The organism is Streptomyces sp. NPDC048560, from assembly GCF_040650955.1.
GTDB lineage: Bacteria > Actinomycetota > Actinomycetes > Streptomycetales > Streptomycetaceae > Streptomyces.
In genome coordinates this window covers 25,373-51,165 of sequence record NZ_JBEZIJ010000008.1, presented here as the reverse complement: position 1 = coordinate 51,165, position 25,793 = coordinate 25,373, and the positions used below count along the sequence as shown (strand labels likewise).

The window sequence follows — 25,793 nt, the reverse complement described above, 5'->3', positions numbered from 1 at the left end:
TATGCCTCCGGCCAAGAAGCGCTTGCGCACGTACGACGCCACGAAGACCCGGGCAGCGGTCCTGGCGCAGTTCGCCCATGTCCGAGAAGCCGTCCGCGCCTTGACGCCCGAGCAGCTGGCCCTGCCGACCAGGCTCGGGGACTGGACCGTCCGGGAGCTGGCCGCCCATCTCACGATGGCGCTCTCCCGTGTCACCACCGGTCTTGAGCAGCCCGGGCCGGCCGGTTCCAAGCCCGCTCTCGCCCTGCTGGAGTGGCCGTTCTCCACGGCGGGGCGGGCGGAGAGCATCGCCGACGACACCCGGGCCCTGGCCGCCGCGCACCCCGACCTGGACGCGCTGTACGCGGAGGTGACCGCCGCCTTCGAGGAGCAGGTGCCCGTGGTCCCGGGGGACCGGCTGGTCCTGACGCGGGCGGGGACGATGCGGCTCGGGGACTTCCTGGTCACCCGTACCGTCGAGCTGGTCGCGCACACCGACGATCTGAACGCGGCGGCCGGCCTGGACATCCCGTACGACCGCCAGGCGCTCGCCGCCTGCACCCGGCTGCTCGCGGACGCCCTGGCGGACAAGGCGCCGGGAGGTTCGGTCGAGGTGCGGATCCCGCCGTTCGCCGTGGTCCAGTGCATCGGCGGCCCCAGGCACACCCGGGGCACGCCCCCCAACGTCGTGGAGACCGGTCCGCTCGTCTGGATGAGACTCGCCACCGGGCGCACCCCCTGGGCCCGGGCGCTGGACGCGGCGGAGGTCGGCGCGAGCGGGGAGCGGGCCGATCTCTCCACGCTGCTGCCACTGATGAGCTGAAGGGGAACCGGATCGCCACCCCGATCCGTCCCAGGGCCATGCGCACACAACGTTTGACCGTCAGTGTCCTGGCCCTCCTCGCCCTCGCCGCCTGCGGCACGGAGTCGGGTTCCGGAGCCGGCTCCGGCGCGAAAACCGGCGACGGCAGCGGCACGGTGCGTACCGACCTGCCCGTCACCGGCACCCGCTGGAACGTCGAGTCCATGACCGTCGACGGGAAGAGGTCCGCCGCACCCGCCGAGGCCCACGTGACGATCGGTTCCAAGGGCCAAGCCACCGGAAACCTCGGCTGCAACCACTACACCGCCGACGTCCGCGTCGAGGGTGACACCGTGACCCTGGGGCCGGGCACCACCACCGAGATGGCCTGTGAGAAGGACGTCCAGGACTTCGAGAACGCCCTGGCCCGCGCTTTCGACGGCACCTTGAAGGCCGCCGTGGTCAACAAGACCCTCACCCTGACGACGAGCAAAGGGGACACCATCACCCTCACGTCCGAGCCCGTAAGGCCCGCGGCCCCGCTCACCGGCACCGCCTGGACCGTCACCACCCTGACCGACGGCGACACCGCGACCTCCCTGCCCGCCGGCAGCCGGGACAAGGCACCCCGCCTCACCTTCGCCAAGGACGGCACCGTCGAGGGCCACCTCGGCTGCAACAGCTTCCGCGGCAAGGCCACGGTGGCCGGCTCGACGATCACCTTCGGACCGCTCGCCTCCACCCGCAAGATGTGCGGGGAGGCCGAGATGGACGTCGAGAGGTCCATGCTCGCGGTCCTCCGCGGGAAGACGACGTACGCGATCGACGACCAGGCCCTGTCCCTCACCGCGGAGAACGGCAAGGGACTCGGCGCCTCCGCTCCCGAGGAGAAGAAGTAGCGGTCACGCACCGCCCGTCGGATACGGCAGCAGCTGCGCGTTCGTCCGCTCCCAGGACGCCCGGAGGCCGGCGAGCAGCTCAGGCTCGGCCGCGGCCCGGTCGGCCTGCTCCCGCTGGTCGTGCGAGAGCCGGAAGAGCTGATCGGTGCAGCCCTTGCCCCGGTAGTACTTCCACTCGCCGCGCCGCAGGGCCCGTTCGCCCCGCACCCGCCAGAAGAGGTCCCGTTCCGCGGGAGCCTCGTCACGCAGCAGATATCCGGCGAGGCTGGTGCCGTCGAGCGGGTAGGCCGGGTCGGGCCGCGCCCCGCCGAGCTCCAGGAGCGTGGCCGTCCAGTCGGGCGAGAACACCGGCAGATCGCTGACCTGGCCCCCGTCGATCCGGGCGGGCCAGCGCAGCACGGCGGGGACCCTGATGCCGCCCTCCTGGAGCGAGCCCTTGTTGCCGGCCAGCGGCCAGTTGTACGAGAACCGCTCACCGCCGTTGTCGCTGGCGAAGAAGACCAGCGTGTCCTGCGCACTGCCGGACCGGTCGAGCGCCTTCAGCACCTCGCCGACCGAGCGGTCGAGATCCTCGACCATCTCCTTGTACTTCTGGAGCGAGCCGCCGTCACCGTGCTGGAGCGCACGCCGGTCACCGGCCTTGATCCGCCGTACGATCTCGGCGCTCTCCTCGGTGTCCCCCTCCGCGATCCACGGCCAGTGCGGCGTCGTGAAGTTCAGGTTGAGCAGCCACGGCTTGTCGTGGTCGCGGCGGACGTACTCGCCGGCGCGCTCGGTCAGGATGCGGGTGTAGTACCGCAGGTCCTTGTACGTGGCGTCGCCCTCGTACAGGTCGTACTCGCCCCCGAGACCCAGCTTGGAGTAGTACTCCAGCGCTCCGCCGAAGTTTCCGAAGAACTCGTCCCACCCGGACTTCGTGGGGCTGTAGTCCGGCAGGTATCCGCAGTGCCACTTTCCGATGAGCGCGGTGGAGTAGCCCGCGCCGCGCAGCAGCGAGGCGAGGGTCGGGTGGGTGGGTTCCAGTCCGACCGACCTGTCCGCGATGGGCTCGGCGAGCCCGCCCCTCGTACGTCCCGGATAGCGCCCCGTGTAGAGGCTGAACCGGGTGGGGGAGCAGGTCGCGGAGCCGGAGTACGCGTCCGTGAACCGCACGCCCTGCCGTCCCAGCCGGTCCAGGTGGGGCGTACGGATGTCCGGGGCGCCGTACGAGGAGAGATCGGCCCAGCCCAGGTCGTCGCCGAGGATGAAGAGGATGTTGGGCCGCCGGGAGTGCTTGCCCCGGGCGGCGCGGAAGGGCCGCTCTTGCGGGGTGGCCGCCGGCGCGGCGACGGCGGGCCCGGCGGCCGGGAGTCCGACGGCGGCGGTGGCCGCGGTCACGCCTACGGCCGTCCCGAAGGCGCGCCGGGTCAGGGCAGGGGAGGACTCTTCGTGGGAACTGATGTTCGACTGATCTGCGGGCATGAGGACTCCTGTCAGGGCCGCGCGGGCGGCGGATGACGGCAGGGCGGCAGGCGGAGGGGCCCGTCAGGCACACGGCGCGCACGGATCTGCGCACCGACCGGAGACGGGTGAGGGGATCAAGCAGGAGGAACTCGGCGCACGCTCACGGAGTCGCGGAAGACCCGGCAGTGGTGCGGAGTGGTTCAGGCGCAGCGACAGATGGCGCTCGCCACACGTCCCAGATCGACGTGGCGGCGCTCCACGAGCGTGACCGAATGATCACCGAGGGGCTGCATGGCCCAGGAGCCTGCCAAGCGGTCGTGCGCCTGTCAATGCCGGTCTCGAACACCGGACTCCGGTGCGGCGGAGGCGACGCGGCAGCCGGTACGGCAGACGATTCCCATCGCCCTCACCTCCGAATTCGCCTGCTCCGAGAGGTCCTGGGCCCCTTCCCCGGACTCCCGCGGTGTGAGGCTCACCACGAAACGAGCGTTCGGCCACCGGCTTCTCAGGCGGCGCCCCGCATCACCGAGTGCCACGACGCGGGGTCAGGGCCTCATGCGGCCGGGTGGCCTGAACTGATCGGTAACCCGCCGGTAATCCGGGCGCCTGCCGCCCAAAGCGCACAGATGGCCTGTCCGGCCACCGCCCCGCCCTCACGCGGAGTGATCATCCGAGGGTGCGCGGAGGGCTCGTCCCGGACCACCGTCACGCACGCCCGCAGTGCCCCGGCAGCCCCGGTGCGGCAGGCACCGAATTCGGACCGGTGGTCGATCTCGCCTACACTCGGTGGCGTGCCTCGTGGTGATGGACGACTCAACCACGACCTGCTCCCCGGAGAGAAAGGCCCCCAGGACGCTTGTGGCGTCTTCGGTGTCTGGGCTCCGGGCGAAGAGGTCGCCAAGCTCACCTATTTCGGACTGTATGCCCTGCAGCACCGTGGACAGGAGTCCGCGGGCATCGCAGTGAGCAACGGGTCCCAGATCCTGGTCTTCAAGGACATGGGACTGGTCTCGCAGGTCTTCGACGAAACGTCTCTGGGATCGCTCCAGGGCCATATCGCGGTCGGTCATGCCCGCTACTCCACCACCGGTGCCTCGGTGTGGGAGAACGCGCAGCCGACGTTCCGTGCCACCGCGCACGGCTCGATCGCCCTCGGTCACAACGGCAACCTGGTCAACACGGCTCAGCTCGCCGAGATGGTCGCCGACCTCCCTCGCCGGGACGGCCGCGCCACCCAGGTCGCGGCGACCAACGACACCGATCTCGTGACCGCGCTGCTCGCCGGCCAGACCGATGACGACGACAAGCCGCTCACCATCGAGGAAGCCGCCGCCAAGGTGCTCCCCGAGGTGAAGGGCGCGTTCTCGCTCGTCTTCATGGACGAGCACACGCTGTACGCCGCCCGCGACCCGCAGGGCATCCGCCCGCTGGTCCTCGGGCGTCTGGAGCGCGGCTGGGTGGTGGCCTCCGAGTCCGCCGCCCTCGACATCTGCGGTGCCGCGTACGTCCGTGAGGTCGAGCCCGGCGAGATGATCGCCATCGACGAGAACGGCCTGCGCACCTCCCGCTTCGCGGAAGCGAAGCCCAAGGGCTGTGTCTTCGAGTACGTGTACCTGGCCCGCCCCGACACCGACATCGCCGGGCGGAACGTCTACCTCTCCCGTGTGGAGATGGGCCGCAGGCTGGCCGCCGAAGCTCCGGTCGACGCGGACCTGGTCATAGCGACTCCGGAATCCGGCACTCCCGCCGCGATCGGATACGCCGAGGCCAGCGGAATCCCGTTCGGCGCCGGACTGGTCAAGAACGCGTACGTCGGCCGGACCTTCATCCAGCCGTCGCAGACCATCCGCCAGCTGGGCATCCGGCTCAAGCTGAACCCCCTCAAGGAAGTCATCAAGGGCAAGCGCCTGGTGGTCGTCGACGACTCGATCGTCCGCGGCAACACCCAGCGCGCACTCGTCCGGATGCTCCGCGAGGCGGGCGCGGCCGAGATCCACATCCGGATCTCCTCCCCGCCGGTCAAGTGGCCCTGCTTCTTCGGCATCGACTTCGCGACCCGCGCCGAGCTGATCGCCAACGGCATGACGGTCGACGAGATCGCCACCTCGATGGGTGCCGACTCGCTCTCGTACATCTCGCTCGACGCGATGGTCGAGGCGACGACGATCGCCAAGCCGAATCTCTGCCGCGCCTGCTTCGACGGTGAATACCCGATGGAGCTCCCGGACCCGGAGCTGCTCGGCAAGCAGCTGCTGGAGACCGAGCTGGCGGCCGGCCCTGCCGCGACCGCGGCGGCCGACGCGCTGCGTCGTCCGTGATCCGGTACGACCGGCGCCTCCCCCACCAGCCCCGTATTTCCACACGAAAGATCCCAGGCAATGTCTGAGACAACAGGTGCTTCCTACGCGGCAGCGGGCGTCGACATCGAAGCCGGTGACCGTGCCGTCGAGCTGATGAAGGAGTGGGTGAAGAAGACGCAGCGGGCGGAGGTCGCAGGCCTCGGTGGCCTCGGCGGATTCGCCGGCCTCTTCGACGCCTCGGCGCTCAAGCGTTACGAGCGTCCGCTGCTCGCCTCCGCCACCGACGGCGTCGGTACGAAGGTGGACATCGCCCGCCAGATGGGCGTGTACGACACCATCGGCCACGACCTCGTCGGCATGGTCGTCGACGACCTGGTCGTCTGTGGTGCCGAACCGCTGTTCATGACCGACTACATCTGCGTCGGCAAGGTGCATCCCGAGCGTGTCGCGGCCATCGTGAAGGGCATCGCCGAAGGCTGTGTCCTCGCGGGCTGCGCCCTCGTCGGCGGCGAGACGGCCGAGCACCCGGGCCTCCTGGGCCCCGACGACTTCGACGTGGCGGGCGCCGGTACGGGCGTGGTCGAGGCCGAGCACCTGCTCGGCCCGGACCGTATCCGTAAGGGTGACGCGGTCATCGCGATGGCGTCGTCCGGCCTTCACTCCAACGGGTACTCGCTGGTCCGGCACGTGGTCTTCGACCGCGCGGGCTGGACGCTGGACCGTCAGGTCGAGGAGTTCGGCCGGACGCTCGGTGAGGAGCTCCTGGAGCCCACCAAGATCTACTCGCTGGACTGCCTGGCACTCACCCGTACGACCCAGGTGCACGCCTTCAGCCACGTCACCGGCGGCGGTCTGGCCAACAACCTGGCCCGTGTCGTCCCGGACGCCCTGCACGCCACCGTGGACCGCTCCACGTGGACGCCGGGCGCGGTCTTCGACCTCGTCGGCAAGGCCGGACAGGTCGAGCGGCTGGAGCTGGAGAAGACGCTCAACATGGGCGTCGGCATGATCGCGATCGTCCCCGCCGACTCGGTGGACGCCGCGCTGACCACGCTGGCCGACCGGGGCATCGAGTCGTGGGTCGCCGGTGAGATCACCGACCGGGGCGCACACACCTCGGGCGCCGAGCTCGTGGGCGACTACGCGAAGTAGGCAGTAGGGGGCGGGTCGCCGGAATCCTCCGGTGGCCCGCCGCTCCCCGGCCCGACGTCACCATGAGGTGCCCGAGGTCGCCAGGACAGCACAAAACCCGGTCCGGGCAGGCCCGGACCGGGTTGTCGTGTCAGCGCGAGGTCAAGCGCCGCGGCGCTGTGACGACGGACCGGACTGATCGTCCTCGTCGTCGTCATCATCGACGTTGTACTGATCCGCGTACTGTGCGTACGGGTCATCTTCCTCGTCGTCGTCCTCGAACGGCTCAGCGTTCGGTGGCTGACTCGAAGGTGATGCGCCCAGCTCATTGGCCAGACGCGACAGGTCAGTCCCGCCGCTGCTGTACTTCAGCTGACGGGCGACCTTGGTCTGCTTGGCCTTTGCCCGGCCGCGCCCCATGGCTCGACCCCCTCGGTGACGGGGCTCGACGGCCCCAGAGTCTTGACACGCGTTCATGTTTCAGGACGGACTCCCGGCTGAGAGACCGCGCCTGTAGGGCTTTAACGGTACCTGCTTCCGTGGCCATACGGTACGCCGCCCGCATGAAGTGCCCCGTAAGCGACCCGGCACGGAGCCCTGTCCGTGCTGGTCAACTGCGATTTTAACCTCTTCTGAGCAGGCGACCCGCCGACCGGCGTGAGTCTTGTCTCGCCGACCGGCGGGCCGCCTCCGGTGACAGGGTCACGAAGATCCCGTCACCGGTCAGGGACGGCGGGCGTCCGCCATCCGCTGTTCGGCGATCCGGTCGGCCGCCGCGGCCGGCGGAATCCCATCCGCCTTCGCACGTGCGAATATGGCCAGCGTGGTGTCGAAGATCTTCGTCGCCTTCGCCTTGCACCGGTCGAAGTCGAAGCCGTGGAGCTCGTCGGCGACCTGGATCACGCCACCGGCGTTCACCACGTAGTCGGGTGCGTAGAGGATCGAGCGGTCGGCCAGGTCCTTCTCGACGCCCGGGTGCGCGAGCTGGTTGTTGGCGGCGCCGCACACCACCTTCGCGGTCAGCACCGGCACGGTGTCGTCGTCGAGTGCTCCGCCGAGCGCGCACGGGGCGTAGATGTCCAGGCCCTCGGTACGGATCAGCGCGTCGGTGTCCGCCGCCACCGCGACCTCGGGGTGCAGGTCGGTGATCCGGCGTACCGACTCCTCCCGTACGTCAGTGATGACGACCACCGCGCCGTCCGAGAGCAGGTGCTCGACCAGGTGGTGGCCGACCTTGCCGACACCGGCGACGCCGACCTTGCGGCCGCGGAGGGTGGGGTCGCCCCACAGGTGCTGGGCCGACGCGCGCATCCCCTGGAAGACACCGAAGGCGGTGAGCACGGAGGAGTCGCCCGCGCCGCCGTTCTCGGGGGAGCGGCCGGTGGTCCAGCGGCACTCGCGGGCCACGACGTCCATGTCGGCGACGTAGGTGCCGACGTCGCAGGCCGTGACGTAGCGCCCGCCGAGCGAGGCGACGAACCGGCCGTAGGCCAGCAGCAGTTCTTCGGACTTGACGCTGTCCGGGTCCCCGATGATGACGGCCTTGCCGCCGCCGTGGTCGAGGCCGGCCATGGCGTTCTTGTACGACATGCCCCGCGCGAGGTTCAGCGCGTCCGCGACGGCCTCCTCCTCGGAGGCGTACGGATAGAAGCGGGTGCCGCCGAGGGCGGGGCCCAGGGCGGTGGAGTGGATGGCGATGACGGCCTTGAGGCCGCTGGCACGGTCCTGGCAGAGCACGACTTGTTCGTGGCCCCCCTGATCCGAGTGGAACAGGGTGTGCAGGACGCCGTCGGTCACATCGGTCACTGTGGTGACTCCCAAGTACGAAGCGGCGGAAAAGCCCTCCTGAAGGTGGGGAGGGCCCCGGGCCGACCGGCACGGTCGGCCCGACTGGGCAAGAGCGTAAGTCCTCCGCGCACCGGTATTCGTGCCGGTGCCGAGGATCACCCCCTGGGGGAGTAGCGGCGTGACACGATTCGGCGCATGTCGGTGGTGTCTTCAGTGCTCGTCCCTTACTCGTCCTACCTGAGGGTGTACGAGCCGCTCGCCGCCTTTCCCGGGCCCGAACGCGCTCACTGGGCCAGATACGCGGAGCGTTCCTCCTTCCCCACCGCCCAGGACGAACTGCGGAGATCGCTGGCCGACTTGGCGTCCACGCCGCCGGTCGGGGTGCCCGTGCACGAGAGCGCGGACGCGTTCGTCACCGAGGTGGACGGGGTGGTGTGTGTCTGCCCGTGGCGCACCCGGCTGCGCGGATGGCTGGCCCTGGAGGAGCAGGAGGGGATGTTTCCGGCCACGGTGTTCGACGCGGTGCTGCCTCCGGTGGTCCGGGGACAGGCGCTCACGGACTACGAGCGGTGGCGGGAGCGGAACCCGGATGCCCGGCCGTGGATCAGAACGGCCGTGTGGCAGGTCCCGGTGCGCTGGTTCGTGCTCTTCACCGACGAGGAGCGGGAGTACGAGGGGGCGGGAGAGGGCGGCGGGCCGCCGGTGCTGCGCTACCGCACCCCGATGGTGCAGGCGAGGCGCCGGCTGGCCCGGGCGCTCAAGACCCTGCGCGAGACGGTCGACGAAGGGCCTCTGACCGAGGGCCTGGTGGACGTCGGCCGCTGGCTGGAGGAGTTCCATCCGCGTGCGCTGGTCGAGCTCGACTACGGAGGTCTGGTCCACGCGCTGCCGGCGGACCAGCTGGCGGCGGACCACTCGGCCGCGGACGTGACCGAGGGCATCGCCGCTTTGCGGGCCGGGGACAGCGACGGGGCGAGCACGGCGTACGCGCGACTCGCCGAGCGCTGGCGGGCCGTGCAGCACCGCCAGTTCGCCAACTGACCCGAAACCCACCATGCTCAGGCAATCGGCGCAGAGGCGCTCGAACCGGCGCAGAGGTGTGCGAGCCGGAGCGCATCCACACTTTTCAGTAGTGCGCTGAGGAGTGCTTCTGTGAGCTGACGATGCGTGAAAGTGCGTCCTGTGTGACCCGTGTGACCAGTGGGGCGGGGGAGTACGTCAAGAAGGCCAGGACCTACGTCCCGAACCGGGCCTTTGCCTCAAGCGTGACGGATAGCACTAACGGCGCCCTTGCGCCCATCCCCACTCCTCGTGCCAAAATAGGACAAGGAGTCCGGGGAGGACTCCTTCCGTCTAACTATGGGCGGAAAGCTCGGTATTGCACTCTATGGGGGGTCTGACGACTCCTGATCGCTCTGTGACTGATCGTCACTGGGGCGTGACTGTCCGCTATGGCATGGTCCATCGGCTTCCGTCGCTGATGAACACCTGGGAGGGCAATTCCATCGGTTTGGCCGACGCGGCTGGAGCGATGGTGTAGTTGTAGTGCCGAGGACAAGCCGTTCGTCCTATAACCGACTCGGCCCGCGTCCGCCATTTATGGGCAACGCGGGTCAAGGTGCAGAATTTAGAGGAAAGAACCGAGAATGTTCGGTTCTCCCGAGGAGGCCGCTCATGACCGCTCGCACCCCTGATGCCGAGCCGCTGCTGACCCCGGCTGAGGTTGCCACGATGTTCCGCGTGGACCCGAAGACGGTCACCCGTTGGGCCAAGGCAGGCAAGCTCACGTCCATCCGCACGCTCGGTGGACATCGCCGGTACCGCGAGGCAGAGGTCCGCGCACTGCTTGCGGGTATTCCGCAGCAGCGCAGCGAGGCCTGACACACCCCTGTCGCCGCGCCATAACCGGGCACCGCTGGCCCCCCAGCCGGCTGTCGCCCACCCATAGCTCCACATGACGGACGCCTGCCCCAACGGGCGTCATACCTATGCAATACGGGTACGTCACCTGATCGCGCTGGACTCCGCCGGGTCCAGCGCGATTTTTTTGTGCCCGAACGGCCGGGGGCGGGGGCGTGCGCGGGCCGCTGGGCCGGGTCGGTTCGGCGGCCGTGTGCGGGTCCCTGCGGGGGCCTGTGAGGGCCTCCTGGAGGCTCCGGGCCAGCCTGTGCCGAGGAGCCCCGGCCGCCCCCCAAGGCTGGTGCAATTGCACATATTAAATTCGCCAGTTGTAAGAAGGGGGTAAAGCCACCCCTTCCAGAAACTCGTTCGGTGACTCCCGTCACACCGGCTGAGGCTTGCCAACTCCCAGCGTGCCACTGCTGAGAAGCGGCCGGCGCGGCCGTTGGTCATGTCGTGGCAGGACTTTCGTCCTCGCTCCCCTCCCCGGCCCTCGGCGGCGCCGGGGGGCCGTCGGCCGCTGCCGCGCCCCTGTCGGGCGCTTCGGGGCTCTCGGGACTCTCAGGGCTCTCGGAGGGGCCGGAGGGGCCCAGGAAGGCGCCGGACGCCCCCGGCGCCGCGGCGGGCTCCAGGGCGAGGCGCAGCAGCCGGTGACAGATGGGGCAGTGGCGGGTGAGATGCCGGTAGCCGGAGGCCGCTGCCAGGTGGGCGCGCAGCAGCGCGCGGGTTTCGTGCCGTGCCGTGGACGCAGACATACGTGCCACCTCCCGGTGGGCCCGCGCGGCCCCTCGCCGAGGGAAACAGGGGCAGCCTCTGTTCTACGGGTTACCCGGGCCGGATGCCGCAGTCAAGACGCACGAAAGCCCGGATCAGAAGATCCGGGCTTTCGTTTCTTGCGGTCCTGACGGGATTTGAACCCGCGGCCTCCACCTTGACAGGGTGGCGAGCACTCCAAACTGCTCCACAGGACCAGGTTTTCGCGGCTGCCTTGCGGCTGGCTGCGAAACCAGACTGTACAGGAGGTCGGAGGGTGCGGTCGAACTCACCCAGGGTGGCGCCTCCGTTACGGGGCCGCGGCGTCGATCGCCTTGACGATCCGCTTGTCCGACACGGGCTGCGCCGTACCCAGCGCATGGGCGAAGTAGCTGACCCGCAGCTCCTCGATCATCCAGCGGATGTCCAGCACCTCCTGGGGCACCGGCCGTCCCTGCGGCAGCTGTTCCAGCAGCCAGGCGTACTCGTCCTGCATCTCGTGGACCTTCTCCATGCGCGTGGTGTCGCGCTGGACGTTCGTCGGCATCTGCTGGAGCCTGCGGTCCTCGGCGACCAGATAGCGCATCAGGTCGGGCAGCCTGCGCAGCCCGGTCGCCGTGACGAACCCCGGCGGCACGAGACGGGCGAGGTGCTCCCGTACGTCCGTGACGTTGTTGATCAGCACCAGGCTGCTGGTGGCCTTCAGCCGCCGCTCACATGCCTGCCAGGCCGCCAGGATCTGCTGGACCTGGCCGATCGTGCGGACCGTCAGGTCCACGAGGTCGGCGCGCACCTTGTCGTACAGCTTGCGGAACGACTCCTCGTCCCAGGCGGGACCGCCGTGCGCGGCGATCAGCCGGTCGGCCGCCGCCATGGCGCAGTCGTCGAACAGGGCCTGGATGGAGCCGTGCGGATTGCGGGACAGGGCCAGCTTCTGCTGGTTGGTGAGCTTGTCCGAGGCGAATTTGGCGGGATTGACGGGGATGTTGAGCAGGATCAGCCTCCGGGTGCCCCGCCACATCGCCTGCTGCTGCTCGGCCTCGGTGTCGAAGAGCCGTACGGCGACGGTCGCGCCCTGGTCGACGAGAGCCGGGTACGCCTTGACGGGCTGGCCGGCGCGCCTGGTCTCGAAGACCCGGTTCAGCGTGCCGATCGTCCAGTCCGTGAGGCCCGAACGCTCGATGGACTCGCCCGAGGGCCCCGCGGTCGCCGCGGCGGCCTGGGAGAGGGCCTGGCGGGCCTTGGGGCGCAGCTGGACCTTCAGCGCGTCCAGGTCCTTGTCCTCGGCCACCGTGCGGCGCCGCTCGTCGGTGACCCGGAAGGTGATCTTCAGGTGGTCCGGGACCCTGGTCAGGTCGAAGTCGTCGGCCTTCACCGGGACGCCGACCATCCGCTGGAGCTCCCGGGCCAGCGTGAACGGCAGCGGCTCCTGCAGCGGGACGGCCCGGTCCAGGAACTTGCCCGCGTAGTCCGGCGCGGGCACGTAGTGCCTGCGGACCGGTTTGGGCAGTGAGCGGATCAGCTCGGTGACCACGTCCTGGCGCAGGCCCGGGATCTGCCAGTCGAAGCCCTCCGAGGTGACCTGGTTGAGGACCTGGAGCGGGATGTGGACGGTCACACCGTCGGCGTCCGCACCGGGCTCGAACTGGTACGTCACCCGGAACTTCAGCTTCCCCTGGCGCCACGAGTCCGGGTAGTCGTCCTTGGTGACGGCCCCGGCCTTCTCGTTGATGAGCATCGAGCGCTCGAAGTCGAGCGCGTCCGGCTCGTCCTTCCGCTTGTGCTTCCACCAGGAGTCGAAGTGGGCGCCGGAGACGACGTGCTCGGGGATGCGCTGATCGTAGAAGTCGAAGAGCGTCTCGTCGTCCACGAGGATGTCGCGGCGCCGCGCGCGGTGCTCCAACTCCTCGACCTCGCCCAGGAGTTTGCGGTTGTCGTGGAAGAACTGGTGGTGTGTGCGCCAGTCGCCCTCGACCAGTGCGCTGCGGATGAACAGCTCGCGCGAGGCCTCCTGGTCGATCCGGCCGAAATTGATCTTGCGCTGCGCGACGATGGGTACCCCGTAGAGGGTGACCCGCTCGTACGCCATGACCGCCGCCTGGTCCTTCTCCCAGTGCGGTTCGCTGTAGGTCCGCTTCAGCAGGTGCCCGGCGAGCGGTTCGATCCACTCGGGCTCGACCTTCGCGTTGACCCGTGCCCACAGCCGGGACGTCTCGACCAGCTCGGCCGACATCACGAACCGCGGCTGCTTCTTGAACAGCGCCGAACCGGGGAAGATCGCGAACTTGGCGTTGCGCGCGCCCACGTACTCGTTCTTCTCGGTGTCCTTGAGCCCGATGTGCGACAGCAGGCCCGCGAGGAGCGAGGTGTGCACCGACTGCTCGGGGGCGTCGGCGCCCGTCGGGGACTCCTTCACCTCGATGCCCATCTGCTTCGCCACCGTGCGCAGTTGCGCGTAGATGTCCTGCCACTCACGGATCCGCAGGAAGTTCAGGTACTCCTGCTTGCACATCCGGCGGAAGCTGGAGGAGCCGCGCTCCTTCTGCTGCTCTCGGATGTAGCGCCACAGGTTCAGGAACGCCAGGAAGTCCGAGGTCTCGTCCTTGAACCTGGCGTGCTGCTGATCGGCCTGCGTCTGCTTCTCCGAGGGCCGCTCGCGCGGGTCCTGGATCGAGAGCGCGGCGGCGATCACCATGACCTCGCGCACACAGCCGTTGCGCTCGGCCTCGATGACCATGCGGGCGAGCCGAGGGTCGACGGGCAGCTGCGCGAGCTTGCGCCCCAGGGGCGTGAGCCGTTGGCCCCTCTTCCCCTCCTGGGTGGACTTCTCGCCCTGCTCCAGCGCACCGAGCTCCTGGAGCAGCTGCACACCGTCACGGATGTTGCGGTGGTCCGGCGGGTCGATGAACGGGAACTTCTCGATGTCGCCGAGGCCGGCCGCGGTCATCTGGAGGATGACGGACGCCAGGTTCGTACGGAGGATCTCCGGGTCCGTGAACTCCGGACGGGTCAGGAAGTCGTCCTCGGAGTACAGCCGGATGCAGATGCCGTCCGACGTACGGCCGCAGCGGCCCTTGCGCTGGTTGGCGCTGGCCTGCGAGATCCGCTCGATCGGCAGTCGCTGGACCTTCGTGCGGTGGCTGTAGCGGGAGATGCGGGCGTTGCCCGGGTCGATCACGTACTTGATGCCGGGGACCGTCAGCGAGGTCTCCGCGACGTTCGTCGCCAGAACGATCCTGCGGCCCGTGTGGCGCTGGAACACGCGGTGCTGCTCGGCGTGCGACAGGCGGGCGTAGAGGGGGAGCACCTCGGTGTGTCTGAGGTTGCGCTTGCCCAGCGCGTCCGCGGTGTCACGGATCTCCCGCTCGCCGGAGAGGAAGACCAGGACGTCCCCGTGGGCCTCCGACTGGAGCTCGTCGACGGCGTCGCAGATCGCGGTGATCTGGTCGCGGTCGGAGTCCTCTCCCTCTTCCTCCAGGAGCGGCCGGTAGCGGACCTCGACGGGGTACGTACGCCCCGAGACCTCCACGATCGGCGCCTCGCCGAAGTGCCGCGCGAAGCGTTCCGGGTCGATGGTCGCCGAGGTGATGACGACCTTCAGGTCCGGGCGCCTGGGCAGCAGCCTGGCCAGGTAGCCGAGCAGGAAGTCGATGTTGAGCGACCGCTCGTGCGCCTCGTCGATGATGATCGTGTCGTACGCCAGCAGTTCGCGGTCCGTCTGGATCTCGGCCAGCAGGATGCCGTCCGTCATCAGCTTCACGAAGGTAGCGTCGGGGTTCACCTGATCGGTGAACCGGACCTTCCAGCCGACCGCCTCGCCCAGCGGGGTGTCCAGCTCCTCGGCGATGCGCTCCGCGACCGTGCGGGCGGCGATCCGGCGGGGCTGGGTGTGCCCGATCATGCCCCGGACGCCGCGCCCCAGCTCCATACAGATCTTGGGGATCTGGGTGGTCTTGCCGGAGCCGGTCTCACCGGCGACGATCACGACCTGGTGGTCGCGTATCGCCTCCAGGATCTCGTCCTTCTTCTGGCTGACGGGAAGCTGCTCGGGGTACGAAAGGGCGGGCATCCGCGAGGCGCGCCCCGCGAGCCGCTCGGCCGCCTTCCCGGCCTCGGCGGCGATCTCGTCCAGCACGGACTGTCGGGCCTCGGGCTTACGGATACGGCGCGCACCCTCGAGGCGCCGGCCGAGCCGGTTCGCGTCGCGGAGTGAGAGCTGTCCGAGCTGTGACTGGAGATCGGCGAAGGAAGTAGACATACGGGTCCCAGGATCGCACCCGGGTGTCAGGAGTGGCGAACGCATTTCGCGCGGTCTCCGTCACTCCCCCGGTGACGGCGGGGTGGGGTGGCATCACACCACGTACCATTTCGGGCAACTGATCACCCGTAACCCGTTCCCGAGAGGCCGGTCGCCGTGTCCCGTGCGCAGTGGTGCTGCCTGGCGGCGGCGCTCGCGGTCGTACTGGGGCTGTTCTGCGGCCCGGCCACGGCGTCCGTCACCCCGGCGGTGGGCAGTCACCCGATCGTGGCGGCGGCGGGCGGTGAAGATGCGCCGGGCTGCGGCAGGGACCGCGACCACGACGGCACCGAGCCCGCCGGACCCGTCCGGGGCCGCGCCGTGCACGACCAGGCGCCCGGTCTCGCCGGCTGGGGCCTTCCCGCCGGGCTCGCGGGTGCCGGGCCCGCGCAGCCTCCCGCCCGGATCGCCGTGCGCGGCCCCGAACCCGCCACGCCCGGCCCCGTGGAACTCTCCGTGCTGAGGGTGTAGCCGCCGGGCCACCACCCCCCTTCCTCTTTCCGGCCCCCTTTCGGCCCCCCCTTCCGGTCCCCTTTTCCGGCACACCACCGCACGGAGCGACGCATGTCCACGCCCTCGTCCAAGTCCGCCTCGAAGAAGCCGCTGATCTACGGTGCGGTCGTCGCCCTCGCCGCCGGACTCCTCGGATACGCCTCCTACGCCGCCACCGGGCCGAAAGACTCCGGCTCCGCCGCCTCTTCGTCCGTCGCCGAGGCCGGCGACGACCCGTCCGCCGACGTCTACGCCGGACTGGCCGGCCTCGCCCGCCGCGACGCGGGCGACAAGCTGGCCCAGGGCCGTACCGACGCCCCCGTCGTCCTCATCGAGTACGCCGACTTCAAGTGCGGCTACTGCGGAGTGTTCGCCCGGGACACCGAGCCCGCGCTGATCAAGAAGTACGTCCAGGACGGCACCCTGCGCATCGAATGGCGCAACTTCCCGATCTTCGGCGAGGAGTCGGAGGCCGCCGCCCGCGCCGCCTGGGCCGCCGGTCAGCAGGACCGCTTCTGGGAGTTCCACCGTGCCGCCTACGCCGAGGGCGCCAAGGAGAAGGGCTTCGGCAAGGACCGGCTGAAGGAGCTGGCCGGGCAGGCCGGTGTGAAGGACCTCGCCCGGTTCGTCCGCGACACGGACGGCGCCGCAGCGGCGGAAGCGGTCCGCGCCGACCAGGAGCAGGGATACGGCATCGGCGCCACGTCCACCCCGTCGTTCCTGATCAACGGCCGCCCCGTCGCCGGAGCCCAGCCGATGGAGACCTTCACACGGGCCATCGAGGCGGCGGCGGAGGCGGAGAAGACCAAGGACACCAAGGACGCCAAGGACGCGGAGGGGACGCAGGACTCCGAAGGCGCGAAGGACACCGCGAAGTGACGGCCGGCATCGGCTACTTCGCGGCCTTCCTCGGCGGGCTGCTGGCGCTCGTCAGCCCGTGCAGCGCGCTGCTCCTGCCGGCCTTCTTCGCGTACTCCATCGACTCGGCCTCGCGCCTGCTCGCCCGCACCGGCATCTTCTACGCCGGACTCGCCACCACCCTCGTCCCGCTCGGCGCCGCGGGCTCGTACGCCGGACGGCTCTTCTACGGCCACCGGGACGCACTGGTCCTCGGTGCGGGCTGGCTGATCATCGCGCTCGGCGTCGCCCAGATCGTCGGCCTGGGCTTCGCCTCACGGCGGATCGCCGCACTCGGCGGACGCATCCGTCCCACGACCGCGTTCTCGGTGTACGCCCTGGGTGCGGTCTACGGACTGGCCGGCTTCTGCGCGGGCCCGATCCTCGGCAGCGTCCTCACCGTGGCGGCCGTCAGCGGCAGCCCGGTCTACGGCGGACTGCTGCTCGGCGTGTACGCGCTGGGCATGGCCGTACCGCTGTTCGTGCTCGCCCTGCTCTGGGAGCGGTACGAGCTGGGGCGCCGGGCGTGGCTCCGGGGCCGCCCCCTGCGCTTCGGCCGCTTCGAACTGCACAGCACCACCCTGCTGTCCGGGCTCTTCTTCATCGGCCTCGGGACGCTATTCCTCGCGTACGACGGGACGACCGCGCTGCCCGGGCTGCTGGACGTGGACGATTCGTTCGCGGTGGAGCAGTGGGCCCAGCGCCTCGGCGAGAACGTTCCGGACGCGGTGCTGCTGGGAGCCGTGGTGGCGGTGGTTGCGCTGGTGCTCGCGGTGCGGGCGTGGCGCCGCGCGGCCCGGCAGCGCCTCCAGGAGCAGGACGGGAGCTGACACGACGAAGGCCCCGTCCAGTGGACGGGGCCTTCGGGTGGTGGCTGGGGCCGGGATCGAACCGGCGACCTATCGCTTTTCAGGCGATCGCTCGTACCAACTGAGCTACCCAGCCACGCAGCTCATACGGGCTGCAGCGGTCCTGACGGGATTTGAACCCGCGGCCTCCACCTTGACAGGGTGGCGAGCACTCCAAACTGCTCCACAGGACCAAGCTATGTGCGAGACAAGTCTCGCACACGGTAAAGCGTGCCCCCAACGGGATTCGAACCCGTGCTACCGCCTTGAAAGGGCGGCGTCCTGGGCCACTAGACGATGAGGGCTAAAGGCCCACCGGTTTGCTTTCCAGCGCGTCGGGGACGTGAGAAGCATATGGGATCCGGGGGCGAACGCCAAAACGGTTAGACCGGCCGCCGAATGAGGGCCGCGCCGCGGGCCCGGGGACGCGCATCCGGGCGCTGTCGTCGGCCACCCCCGTGTGCCCGTCGGTCTCAGCCGGAGGGCGTGGGAGCCGTCGGGGAGGGGGAGCGGTCCGTCGGCACGCCCTGCGGCAGACGGCGGCTGACCTCGGCCGTCGTCAGGCCGAGACCGCCCAGGGTGATCTCGTCCCAGGCCTGGAGGCGGCGGGTCGAGCGGTCCAGGTACAGCACCGAGGCGTGCACCTTCTCGGGCTTCTTGTTCTGCACGGCACGCAGGCCACCGCCGCCCGTGGAGCCCTCGATCTTCAGCCGCGTACCGAGTTTCAGCACTTCGTTCACCCGATGGTGGACATGGCCCGCCAGGACGAGGGGCACGGTGCCGTCGGTCTCGCGTGCGGCGTTCGGGTCATGGGCGACCGCGATGTCCACCGGCGTACCGGCTCGCTCCTGGTCGCGCAGGGCGGACGCCAGCCGGAGCCCCGCCATCCGTTCGGCCGCCTTTCCCTGGGCGGGAATCGAGCGGTCCGGGGTGAACTGCGGGTCGCCGGTACCGGCCACCCGCAGCCCGCCGACGTTCAGGGCGCTGCCCTCGTCCAGGACGTGCGCGTTGCGCAGGCCCTTCAGATACGCCTGGGTGACCTTCGAGTCGTGGTTCCCGCGGACCCACACGTAGGGCGCGCCGAGGTCGCGGATCGGGTCCAGGAAGCCGTTCTCGGCGGCGGTGCCGTGGTCCATGGTGTCGCCGGAATCGATGATCACGTCGATCTCGTACTGCTCGACGAGTGAGCCGATGATGTGCCAGGCCGCCGGGTTCAGGTGGATGTCGGAGACGTGCAGGACCCGGATCGTCGCGGGATCCGGGCGGTAGACGGGGAGCGTGGACGTGGCGTCGTACAGCTTGGTGACGTTGGTGACGAGGCGGGCCAGTTCCCGCTGGTAGACGTCGAACTCCGTGACGATCGAGCGCGCGTCGCCGACCAGGGACGGAGCACTGGAGAGCAGCCCGGAGAACTTCGGCTCCAGGACCGACTTGGGGTTCCAGGTGGCATACGCGGAGACGCCGGAGGCAGCCAGGAGCGCCAGCGCCAGGCCGCCGGCCATGAGGGCGCGGCGGGGGCGCCGGTAGACGGCCAGGCCGAGGGCGGTGGCGCCGGAGACGACGGCCACGCAGGAGCGGACGGCCAGCTCGCGGGTGCCGGACGCCACGTCGGAGGCGACCTCGTCCTGGAGGCCGGAGAGCCGTTCGGGGTGTTTGACCAGGGCCTGGGAGCGCACCGGGTCGAGCCGGTCGACATCGACGTCGAGGCGGATCGGGGCGACGTGGGAGTCCAGCTCCAGGGCGCCGAGCGGCGACACGTTGATCTTGGTGCCGCCGCTGAGGGACGGGCGCAGGGTCATGTCCGTGTCCATGGGCCCCACCGGAGTACGCACACTGCCGACGATCAGCAGCCCCAGCCAGGCTCCCAGCACCACGACGGCGACGAGGCCGAGTGCGCGGGTGACGGGGTGCGGGGTGTCGGTGAGGGTGCCTGAGGGGGCGGTGGAGCGGGTGCGGTGCCGGAGACGGTCGACTGCGGCGCGGAACGGGTCGCGGGCCATTGGGCCCGTATGCCCTGCTTCCGCGCCGGACATGCGGACCGGGAGGCAGATGAGTGCGGACGGGGCGGGCGGGGCGGGCCCTTCGTACGTGACAATGGCGGGGTGCTGGAGATGACGCGCGAGGAGTTCGAAGAGCTGGTGAGCCAGGCGCTCGACCGGATTCCGCCGGAGTTGATGCGGCTGATGGACAACGTCGCCGTGTTCGTCGAGGACGAACCGGAGGCCGGCGAGACCGACCTGCTCGGACTGTACGAGGGCACGCCGCTCACCGATCGCGGTGAGTGGTACGCGGGCGTGCTGCCGGACCGGATCACCATCTACCGGGGCCCGACGCTGCGGATGTGCGAGTCGCGCGACGACGTCGTCGCGGAGACCGAGATCACCGTGGTCCACGAGATCGCCCACCACTTCGGCATCGACGACGAGCGGCTGCACGCCCTGGGCTACGGGTGAGCACCCTCCGGCCCGAGCCGGATCCCGGCAAGGATCCCGGGGCCGGGGAGGTTCCGGTCGTCGACCCGGACGTCGATCTGTCCGACCCGGCTCAACGGGCGGAGACGGCGGGCCGCGCCAAGTGGCACGTACTCGGCGCCATCGCCGCGGGCGGGGCGCTGGGCGGGCTCGCGCGCTACGCGGCCCTGGTGCTCTGGCCGGCCGCCGACGGCGCGTTCCCCTGGGCGGTCCTCGGCGTCAACGTGACGGGCTCCGCCCTGATCGGCGTGCTGATGGTGCTCGTGGCCGAGCGGGACGGGAAGGCCCATCCGCTGGTGCGCCCGTTCCTGGGGGTCGGGGTGCTCGGCGGGTTCACGACGTTCTCGACGTACGCGGCCGATGTGGCGAGGCTGCTGGACCGGCAGGAGGCGCTGACCGCCATGGCGTATGCGGCGGCGACGCTCGTGGGAGCGCTCGGCGCGGTGTGGGCGGCCGCGGTGGCGACCAGGGCGCTGGTGGGCGTACGCGGGGGTGAGCGGCCCGCGTGAACTGGCTTCTGGTGGCGGTCGGCGGGGCTCTCGGGGCGCCGCTGCGCTATCTCACGGACCGCGCGGTGCAGGCGAGTCACGGCGGTGGTGGCCTCCCGTACGTGTTCCCGTGGGGGACCTTCACCGTCAACGCGGCGGGCAGCCTGCTGCTCGGCGTCCTGACCGGGGCGACGCTCTCCGAACCCGTGTACGCCCTGGTCGGTACGGGGTTGTGCGGGGCGCTGACGACGTACTCCACGTTCTCGTACGAGACGCTGCGGCTGGCCGAGGGCGGCCGGGCCTTTCTCGCCGGGGCCAATGTGGTGGCGTCCCTCCTGGTGGGCCTCGGCGCGGTGTTCCTGGGTGCGGAACTCGCGGGCGGGTTCGGGCGGTAGCTCCCTTCGCGGGCGTGTCCCCGGCGGGGTCGGGGGAGTTGGGCACGGAGCCCCCGCCTTCCCGCTCGCTTCACGCCCCGGAGGTGCCACCCGTGCGCCAGTTGTCCGCCCCTGTCCGATGGGCAGCCGTCACCGCGCTGACGATCGCCGCGTCCACCGGCTGTATGAGCGTCGGCGAGGACGGCGGGAAACGGGCGCCCGCCAGGTCGTCGTCCGACCCGAAGGGGGCGTCGGACGCGCCCGACGGCGGCACGGTGCCCGGATCGGGCCGTTCGGGGTACGGCGGCAGCCACGCCGAGGCGCAGTCCGACCGCAGGCCCGGGGCGAAGCCGGACCCGAGTGCCTCCGGCGCGAAGCCGTCGGCCGCGCCCGCCGGGACGCTTCCCACGCCGAAGGCCGGCGAACCGGTGCCGACCGGAGCGGGCAAGCCGCCGGCTCCGCAGCCATCGGCGCCCGGGCCGGGTGAACCGCCGGCTCCTCCGGCACCCGATCCCGAGCCGTCCAGCCCGCCCCCTCCGGACCCCGGTCCCGAGCCGGAACCCACCCCGTCGCCGGACCCCTCGCAGCCGCCGTCGGCCTCGCCCGCCGCGCAGCTCAGAAACCACGCGATGGGCGCTCCCAAGGGCCCTGAGACGCAGCGCACACCCGAGGCATCGCCGCAGGTCGGGCCTGCGTGAACGTGGTCCCCGGGGCTCGGCGGGACGGGGTCGGGGGCAGGCGGTTTGCGCTAAGTGGGCAAGGGTGCGTATGGTTATAGATCGTTTGATCCCATTGCCCGGCGCCGACACAGAAGAGCGCCGTGTGGCGCGTACTCTCCCTTGCCGTGGCTGGACCGCATTGAGGCGGTCGAAATTGCGAATCACGGAGTTACGGGCGCGTGCCGAGACTCCGGAAGGTTTCGCATTTCGCATGTCAATTTCCAGTTCTGAAAACACCGTCATGCCCGAGAACGTCGACAACAACGACGAGCTCATCACCCTCGACACCATCGAGAGCGTCGAGTCCATCGAGTCCATCGAGGACAGTGAGCTCGCGGAGCTCGCCGAGGCCGTCGTGGCCGAGGCCGGCACCGCAGCCGTCGTAGCCGCCGACCCCGAGGTCGTGAAGGTCGTCGAGGTCGAGGTCGTGGAGGTCGTCGAGACCGCCGCCGCCGAGGTCGTCGAGGCCCCGGTCGCCGAGAAGCCGGTCGTCGAGACCGCTCCCGCCAAGACCACCGTCGCCGACGTCGTGGAGACCGCCGACGTCGCCGCGGACGACAGCACCGAGGCCGAGGACGCCGAGCCGACCGTCACCTTCGGTTCGCTGGGCCTGCCCGAGGGCATCGTCCGCAAGCTCGCCCAGAACGGCGTCACCGCGCCCTTCCCGATCCAGGCCGCGACCATCCCGGACGCCCTGGCCGGCAAGGACATCCTCGGCCGTGGCCGTACCGGCTCCGGCAAGACCCTCTCCTTCGGTCTCCCGACCCTGGCCACGCTGGCCGGCGGTCACACCGAGAAGAAGAAGCCCCGCGCGATCATCCTCACGCCGACGCGTGAGCTCGCGATGCAGGTCGCGGACGCGCTTCAGCCGTACGGCGACGTGCTCGGCCTGAAGATGAAGGTCGTCTGCGGCGGTACGTCGATGAGCAACCAGATCTACGCGCTGGAGCGCGGTGTCGACGTCCTCGTCGCCACCCCGGGCCGTCTGCGCGACATCATCAACCGCGGTGCCTGCTCCCTGGCGAACGTCCAGGTGGCCGTGCTCGACGAGGCCGACCAGATGTCGGACCTGGGCTTCCTGCCCGAGGTCACCGAGCTGCTCGACCAGATCCCCGGCGGCGGCCAGCGCATGCTCTTCTCCGCCACCATGGAGAACGAGATCGGCACGCTGGTCAAGCGCTACCTGAGCAACCCGGTCACCCACGAGGTGGACAGCGCCCAGGGCAACGTCTCGACCATGACGCACCACGTCCTCGTCGTGAAGCCGAAGGACAAGGCGCCGGTCACGGCCGCGATCGCCGCCCGCAAGGGCCGCACGATCATCTTCGTCCGCACCCAGCTGGGCGCCGACCGTATCGCCGAGCAGCTCATCGAGTCCGGCGTGAAGGCCGACGCGCTGCACGGCGGCATGACGCAGGGTGCCCGTACCCGCGTGCTCGAGGACTTCAAGAAGGGCTACGTCAACGCGCTCGTCGCGACCGACGTCGCCGCCCGCGGTATCCACGTCGACGGCATCGACCTGGTCCTGAACGTGGACCCGGCCGGTGACCACAAGGACTACCTGCACCGCTCGGGCCGTACCGCCCGTGCCGGCAAGTCCGGTGTCGTCGTCTCGCTGGCGCTTCCGCACCAGCGTCGCCAGATCTTCCGCCTCATGGAGGACGCGGGCGTCGACGCCTCGCGTCACATCGTGCAGGGCGCGGGCGTCTTCGAGCCCGAGGTTGCCGAGATCACCGGCGCCCGTTCGCTGACCGAGGTCCAGGCCGACTCCGCGAACAACGCCGCCAAGCAGGCCGAGCGCGAGGTCTCCGACCTGACGAAGCAGCTGGAGCGCGTCCAGCGCCGCGCCGGCGAGCTGCGCGAGGAGGCCGACCGTCTGGTCGCCCGCGCCGCCCGCGAGCGGGGAGACGACCCCGAGGAGGCAGTGGCCGCGGCCGCCGCCGAGGCGGAGGCCGCCATCGAGGCAGCCGCCGCAGCGGTTCCGGAGCAGCAGCCGGCCGTCCGCGAGGAGCGTCGCGACGAGCGTGGCAACTTCGAGCGCCGTGACAACCGTGGCGGCGACCGCGGTGGGTACCGCGGTGGCAACGACCGCGGTGGCGACCGTGGTGGCCGTTCCTTCGAGCGTCGTGACGACCGTGGTGGCCGTCCGGCGTTCAACCGGGACAACGACCGCCCGTCGTTCAACCGTGACCGTCGTGACGAGCGTCCGTCGGGCGGCTTCCGCTCCGGTGGTACCGGTGGCGGCGACCGTGGTGGCCGTCCGGCGTTCAACCGGGACAACGACCGCCCGTCGTTCAACCGTGACCGTCGTGACGAGCGTCCGTCGGGCGGCTTCCGCTCCGGTGGCACCGGTGGTACCGGTGGCGGCGACCGCCGCGACGACCGCGGTGGCCGTTCCTTCGAGCGTCGTGACAACGACCGCCCGTCCTTCAACCGCGACAACGACCGCCCGTCGTTCAACCGCGACCGTCGTGACGAGCGCCCCTCCGGTGGCTTCCGCTCCGGTGGCAGCGACCGTCCGTTCAACCGTGACCGTCGTGACGACCGCCCCGCGGGCGGCTTCCGCGCCGGTGGCGCCAGCGAGCGTCCGACCGGCCGCCGCGACGACCACCGGGGTGCCACCGGCACCGGTACGAGCACCGGCTCGTTCGGCCGCCGCGACGACAAGCCGCGCTGGAAGCGCAACGGCTGATCGCCTTCCCGGCGTAAGCATGTGACCTGCTGAAGCGGGCCCGTTCTTCACGAACGGGCCCGCTTTCGTCGTACGTCACGTCGTATTACGTCACGTCGTATCCGGAACGACTGTTGTGCCGCGGCGACTTGCATGAGGGCTGGGGCAGGGGCAGGGGCAGAGGGCCACGATCGCAGGCGCCGCTGACCGGTGACGGCAAGGCGGCCCGATCGCCCGCACACGCCCGGCAGACGGGTCAGCGACAACGGCCGGGGCACCGGCGCGTTCGGACGCGGGATGCTGATCGCCGCCTGACGGCAGCGGTGCTCGGGGCTCTGCTGACACGCCGGTACCTCTGACGACGTCGCCCTGTCGGCGCCGCGACGGGCCCGGCACCGGATACCGGATCGGCTGCCGGGCCCGGGCGGGCTATGCTCGGGGGGTGATCCGCGAGGGCCGTTAGCTCAATTGGTCAGAGCAGCGGACTTTTAATCCGTTGGTTGTGGGTTCGAGTCCCACACGGCCTACGCGATGCAGGGAGGGGAAGTCCCCTCTGACCTGCTACTGAGCGCCTCGACCGGCTTCGTCCGGTCGGGGCGCTCAGTCGTTCCCGGTCTCGTGGTGATCGGCGGCGGATCCGTGGTGGCGAGGATGCGCCGGAACGTCAATGAAACCGTCTCGGGGCCCGGGCTGACGGCGGCGCACAGTCCGGCCGGCCACGACGCGCCCGGTACCAGGACATGCAACAGCGTTTCCGGTGGCGCCCGTTGGCGATAGGGAAGAGCCCGTGGGCCGGCGCCGGCTGTCAATCTGGCGCCTGGGGTTTTTCTTGTGGGTTACGGCTTTTTCGGACTTCCTGAGTGGGGGTGGACGGTCTTCTGTCGGTACACCCCGGAAGGAGAAGCAGACAAACGGCGATTTCTAGATCATTTTAACGGCCCATCAGCCTATGACTCCGTACGGATGTCCCCGATGCTCGGCACGTACCGAGCATCACCCTCGGACACGAAGGGGAGAGACATGGCTGACTGGAAGAACATCTCTGGCGGACTCACCACGATCTCGGTGGGGTCGCGGACCCATGTGTGGGGGATCAACTCCCTGGGACAGATCTACCGGTACACCGGTCACGACGCGAACCCGTGGATCGGTATCCCGGGCAAGGCGGTCGACATCGGGGTGGCCGCCGACGGCACGGTGTGGCACGTCAACGACGCCGGTGCCATCTTCCGCTACACCGGGGATCAGGGGTCGACGGACTGGGTGAGCGTCGCCGGCGGGCTGACCCGCGTCACCGCCGGATCCCGGACCACCGTGTGGGGGTCAACTCCTCCGACCAGATCTACCGCTACACCAACCACGACTCCAACCCCTGGACCGGCATCCCCGGTGCCGCGGTGGACATCGGGGCCGCCGCCGACGGCACCGTGTGGTGCGTCAACTCCGCCGGCGGCATCTACCGCTACACCGGAGACCAGCCCAGCTGACCGAGAGCCTCGACCGGCTCCGGCCGGTCGAGGCGCTTCGCTGTTCCCGGCCTCG

At 70.3% G+C, this 25,793-nt stretch carries 22 protein-coding genes, 5 tRNA genes and 1 pseudogene; 16 read left to right on the top strand and 12 right to left on the bottom strand.

Going from position 1 to position 25,793, the window contains the following annotated elements; genetic code table 11:
- Position 1 precedes the first annotated feature (1 nt).
- The gene (locus AB0C82_RS21455; RefSeq protein WP_362844343.1) at positions 2-802 is read left to right on the top strand and encodes a sterol carrier family protein; all 801 of its coding nucleotides are present in this window, start codon (positions 2-4) and stop codon (positions 800-802) included.
- A 38-nt stretch (positions 803-840) separates the two neighbouring features.
- Positions 841-1,680 carry an META domain-containing protein gene (locus AB0C82_RS21450; RefSeq protein WP_362844341.1) on the top strand — a complete coding sequence of 280 codons (840 nt, stop codon included), beginning with the start codon at positions 841-843 and terminating at the stop codon, positions 1,678-1,680.
- Between the two features lie 3 nt (positions 1,681-1,683).
- On the opposite strand, the gene AB0C82_RS21445 is transcribed toward AB0C82_RS21450, so the two are convergent.
- Positions 1,684-3,141 carry a sulfatase-like hydrolase/transferase gene (locus AB0C82_RS21445; protein ID WP_362844339.1) on the bottom strand — a complete coding sequence of 486 codons (1,458 nt, stop codon included), beginning with the start codon at positions 3,139-3,141 and terminating at the stop codon, positions 1,684-1,686.
- Positions 3,142-3,323: 182 nt separating this feature from the next.
- Entirely contained in the window at positions 3,324-3,416 is a 93-nt protein-coding gene (locus tag AB0C82_RS21440) for a putative leader peptide (RefSeq protein WP_351527697.1), read from the bottom strand.
- Positions 3,417-3,914: 498 nt separating this feature from the next.
- Here AB0C82_RS21440 and purF point away from each other — a divergent pair, with 498 nt between their 5' ends.
- Together purF and purM are read left to right on the top strand one after the other, a co-directional pair.
- A complete protein-coding gene (gene purF, locus AB0C82_RS21435) occupies positions 3,915-5,441 on the top strand; it encodes an amidophosphoribosyltransferase (RefSeq protein ID WP_362844336.1) in 1,527 nt (508 codons plus the stop codon).
- A 60-nt stretch (positions 5,442-5,501) separates the two neighbouring features.
- Entirely contained in the window at positions 5,502-6,575 is a 1,074-nt protein-coding gene (purM, locus tag AB0C82_RS21430) for a phosphoribosylformylglycinamidine cyclo-ligase (protein ID WP_362844334.1), read from the top strand.
- Positions 6,576-6,716: 141 nt separating this feature from the next.
- On the opposite strand, the gene AB0C82_RS21425 is transcribed toward purM, so the two are convergent.
- Positions 6,717-6,974: a DUF3073 domain-containing protein gene (locus tag AB0C82_RS21425; RefSeq protein ID WP_136330166.1), complete on the bottom strand. Its 258-nt coding sequence runs from the start codon at positions 6,972-6,974 to the stop codon at positions 6,717-6,719.
- A 303-nt stretch (positions 6,975-7,277) separates the two neighbouring features.
- A complete protein-coding gene (locus AB0C82_RS21420; protein ID WP_362844331.1) occupies positions 7,278-8,360 on the bottom strand; it encodes a Glu/Leu/Phe/Val dehydrogenase dimerization domain-containing protein in 1,083 nt (360 codons plus the stop codon).
- A 177-nt stretch (positions 8,361-8,537) separates the two neighbouring features.
- Here AB0C82_RS21420 and AB0C82_RS21415 point away from each other — a divergent pair, with 177 nt between their 5' ends.
- Together AB0C82_RS21415 and bldC are read left to right on the top strand one after the other, a co-directional pair.
- Positions 8,538-9,383, top strand: coding sequence for a hypothetical protein (locus tag AB0C82_RS21415; protein WP_362844328.1), 846 nt, complete (start codon positions 8,538-8,540; stop codon positions 9,381-9,383).
- A gap of 633 nt (positions 9,384-10,016) precedes the next feature.
- Positions 10,017-10,223 (top strand): developmental transcriptional regulator BldC, encoded by a 207-nt coding sequence (gene bldC / locus AB0C82_RS21410; protein WP_003949541.1) that lies wholly within the window; start codon positions 10,017-10,019, stop codon positions 10,221-10,223.
- Between the two features lie 467 nt (positions 10,224-10,690).
- Here bldC and AB0C82_RS21405 read toward each other — a convergent pair whose 3' ends face one another.
- The 3 genes from AB0C82_RS21405 to hrpA all read right to left on the bottom strand — a co-directional run bounded on the left by AB0C82_RS21405 (position 10,691) and on the right by hrpA (position 15,252).
- Entirely contained in the window at positions 10,691-10,996 is a 306-nt protein-coding gene (locus AB0C82_RS21405; RefSeq protein WP_362844326.1) for a DUF6274 family protein, read from the bottom strand.
- Positions 10,997-11,137: 141 nt separating this feature from the next.
- Positions 11,138-11,212 (bottom strand) — tRNA-Asp (locus AB0C82_RS21400).
- A gap of 92 nt (positions 11,213-11,304) precedes the next feature.
- Entirely contained in the window at positions 11,305-15,252 is a 3,948-nt protein-coding gene (gene hrpA, locus AB0C82_RS21395; RefSeq protein ID WP_362844323.1) for an ATP-dependent RNA helicase HrpA, read from the bottom strand.
- A gap of 156 nt (positions 15,253-15,408) precedes the next feature.
- Between hrpA and AB0C82_RS21390 the strand changes: the two genes are divergently transcribed.
- From AB0C82_RS21390 to AB0C82_RS21380, 3 genes are all read left to right on the top strand, one after another.
- Positions 15,409-15,762 (top strand): hypothetical protein, encoded by a 354-nt coding sequence (locus AB0C82_RS21390; protein WP_362844321.1) that lies wholly within the window; start codon positions 15,409-15,411, stop codon positions 15,760-15,762.
- A gap of 93 nt (positions 15,763-15,855) precedes the next feature.
- Positions 15,856-16,662: a DsbA family protein gene (locus tag AB0C82_RS21385; protein ID WP_362844319.1), complete on the top strand. Its 807-nt coding sequence runs from the start codon at positions 15,856-15,858 to the stop codon at positions 16,660-16,662.
- On the top strand, positions 16,659-17,510 hold the full coding sequence (locus AB0C82_RS21380; RefSeq protein ID WP_362844317.1) for a cytochrome c biogenesis CcdA family protein: 852 nt from the start codon (positions 16,659-16,661) through the stop codon (positions 17,508-17,510). The genes AB0C82_RS21385 and AB0C82_RS21380 overlap by 4 nt, the downstream gene beginning before the upstream one ends.
- 38 nt (positions 17,511-17,548) lie before the next feature.
- On the opposite strand, the gene AB0C82_RS21375 is transcribed toward AB0C82_RS21380, so the two are convergent.
- From AB0C82_RS21375 to AB0C82_RS21360, 4 genes are all read right to left on the bottom strand, one after another.
- Positions 17,549-17,625: transfer RNA gene (locus AB0C82_RS21375), tRNA-Phe, on the bottom strand.
- 22 nt (positions 17,626-17,647) lie between these two features.
- Positions 17,648-17,722: transfer RNA gene (locus AB0C82_RS21370), tRNA-Asp, on the bottom strand.
- Positions 17,723-17,760: 38 nt separating this feature from the next.
- Positions 17,761-17,833: transfer RNA gene (locus AB0C82_RS21365), tRNA-Glu, on the bottom strand.
- Positions 17,834-18,001: 168 nt separating this feature from the next.
- A complete protein-coding gene (locus AB0C82_RS21360; protein ID WP_362844314.1) occupies positions 18,002-19,528 on the bottom strand; it encodes a metallophosphoesterase in 1,527 nt (508 codons plus the stop codon).
- Between the two features lie 102 nt (positions 19,529-19,630).
- Here AB0C82_RS21360 and AB0C82_RS21355 point away from each other — a divergent pair, with 102 nt between their 5' ends.
- The 3 genes from AB0C82_RS21355 to AB0C82_RS21345 all read left to right on the top strand — a co-directional run bounded on the left by AB0C82_RS21355 (position 19,631) and on the right by AB0C82_RS21345 (position 20,882).
- Positions 19,631-19,981 (top strand): metallopeptidase family protein, encoded by a 351-nt coding sequence (locus AB0C82_RS21355; protein ID WP_362844312.1) that lies wholly within the window; start codon positions 19,631-19,633, stop codon positions 19,979-19,981.
- A gap of 77 nt (positions 19,982-20,058) precedes the next feature.
- Complete coding sequence (locus tag AB0C82_RS21350; RefSeq protein WP_362845165.1) at positions 20,059-20,508, top strand: CrcB family protein; 450 nt, start codon at positions 20,059-20,061, stop codon at positions 20,506-20,508.
- Complete coding sequence (locus tag AB0C82_RS21345; RefSeq protein ID WP_362844309.1) at positions 20,505-20,882, top strand: CrcB family protein; 378 nt, start codon at positions 20,505-20,507, stop codon at positions 20,880-20,882. The genes AB0C82_RS21350 and AB0C82_RS21345 overlap by 4 nt, the downstream gene beginning before the upstream one ends.
- Before the next feature lie 70 nt (positions 20,883-20,952).
- Here AB0C82_RS21345 and AB0C82_RS21340 read toward each other — a convergent pair whose 3' ends face one another.
- Entirely contained in the window at positions 20,953-21,309 is a 357-nt protein-coding gene (locus AB0C82_RS21340; RefSeq protein ID WP_362844306.1) for a hypothetical protein, read from the bottom strand.
- Positions 21,310-21,791: 482 nt separating this feature from the next.
- Here AB0C82_RS21340 and AB0C82_RS21335 point away from each other — a divergent pair, with 482 nt between their 5' ends.
- The 4 genes and pseudogenes from AB0C82_RS21335 (at position 21,792) to AB0C82_RS21320 (ending at position 25,738) form a co-directional block, all read left to right on the top strand.
- Entirely contained in the window at positions 21,792-24,272 is a 2,481-nt protein-coding gene (locus AB0C82_RS21335) for a DEAD/DEAH box helicase (protein ID WP_362844303.1), read from the top strand.
- Between the two features lie 432 nt (positions 24,273-24,704).
- Positions 24,705-24,778 (top strand) — tRNA-Lys (locus AB0C82_RS21330).
- 436 nt (positions 24,779-25,214) lie between these two features.
- Positions 25,215-25,544, top strand: a pseudogene (locus tag AB0C82_RS21325) (tectonin domain-containing protein); the annotation flags it as partial.
- 23 nt (positions 25,545-25,567) lie between these two features.
- Positions 25,568-25,738: a tectonin domain-containing protein gene (locus tag AB0C82_RS21320; protein WP_362844300.1), complete on the top strand. Its 171-nt coding sequence runs from the start codon at positions 25,568-25,570 to the stop codon at positions 25,736-25,738.
- Positions 25,739-25,793 lie beyond the last annotated feature (55 nt).

Excerpts from the sequence above, each read along its gene's own strand:
- AB0C82_RS21455 (WP_362844343.1), top strand. The coding sequence starts at position 2 with ATGCCTCCGGCCAAGAAGCGCTTGCGCACGTACGACGCCACGAAGACC.
- AB0C82_RS21450 (WP_362844341.1), top strand. The coding sequence starts at position 841 with ATGCGCACACAACGTTTGACCGTCAGTGTCCTGGCCCTCCTCGCCCTC.
- AB0C82_RS21445 (WP_362844339.1), bottom strand. The coding sequence starts at position 3,141 with ATGCCCGCAGATCAGTCGAACATCAGTTCCCACGAAGAGTCCTCCCCT.
- AB0C82_RS21440 (WP_351527697.1), bottom strand. The coding sequence starts at position 3,416 with ATGCAGCCCCTCGGTGATCATTCGGTCACGCTCGTGGAGCGCCGCCAC.
- purM (WP_362844334.1), top strand. The coding sequence starts at position 5,502 with ATGTCTGAGACAACAGGTGCTTCCTACGCGGCAGCGGGCGTCGACATC.
- AB0C82_RS21425 (WP_136330166.1), bottom strand. The coding sequence starts at position 6,974 with ATGGGGCGCGGCCGGGCAAAGGCCAAGCAGACCAAGGTCGCCCGTCAG.
- AB0C82_RS21415 (WP_362844328.1), top strand. The coding sequence starts at position 8,538 with ATGTCGGTGGTGTCTTCAGTGCTCGTCCCTTACTCGTCCTACCTGAGG.
- bldC (WP_003949541.1), top strand. The coding sequence starts at position 10,017 with ATGACCGCTCGCACCCCTGATGCCGAGCCGCTGCTGACCCCGGCTGAG.
- AB0C82_RS21405 (WP_362844326.1), bottom strand. The coding sequence starts at position 10,996 with ATGTCTGCGTCCACGGCACGGCACGAAACCCGCGCGCTGCTGCGCGCC.
- hrpA (WP_362844323.1), bottom strand. The coding sequence starts at position 15,252 with ATGTCTACTTCCTTCGCCGATCTCCAGTCACAGCTCGGACAGCTCTCA.
- AB0C82_RS21385 (WP_362844319.1), top strand. The coding sequence starts at position 15,856 with ATGTCCACGCCCTCGTCCAAGTCCGCCTCGAAGAAGCCGCTGATCTAC.
- AB0C82_RS21360 (WP_362844314.1), bottom strand. The coding sequence starts at position 19,528 with ATGGCCCGCGACCCGTTCCGCGCCGCAGTCGACCGTCTCCGGCACCGC.
- AB0C82_RS21335 (WP_362844303.1), top strand. The coding sequence starts at position 21,792 with ATGTCAATTTCCAGTTCTGAAAACACCGTCATGCCCGAGAACGTCGAC.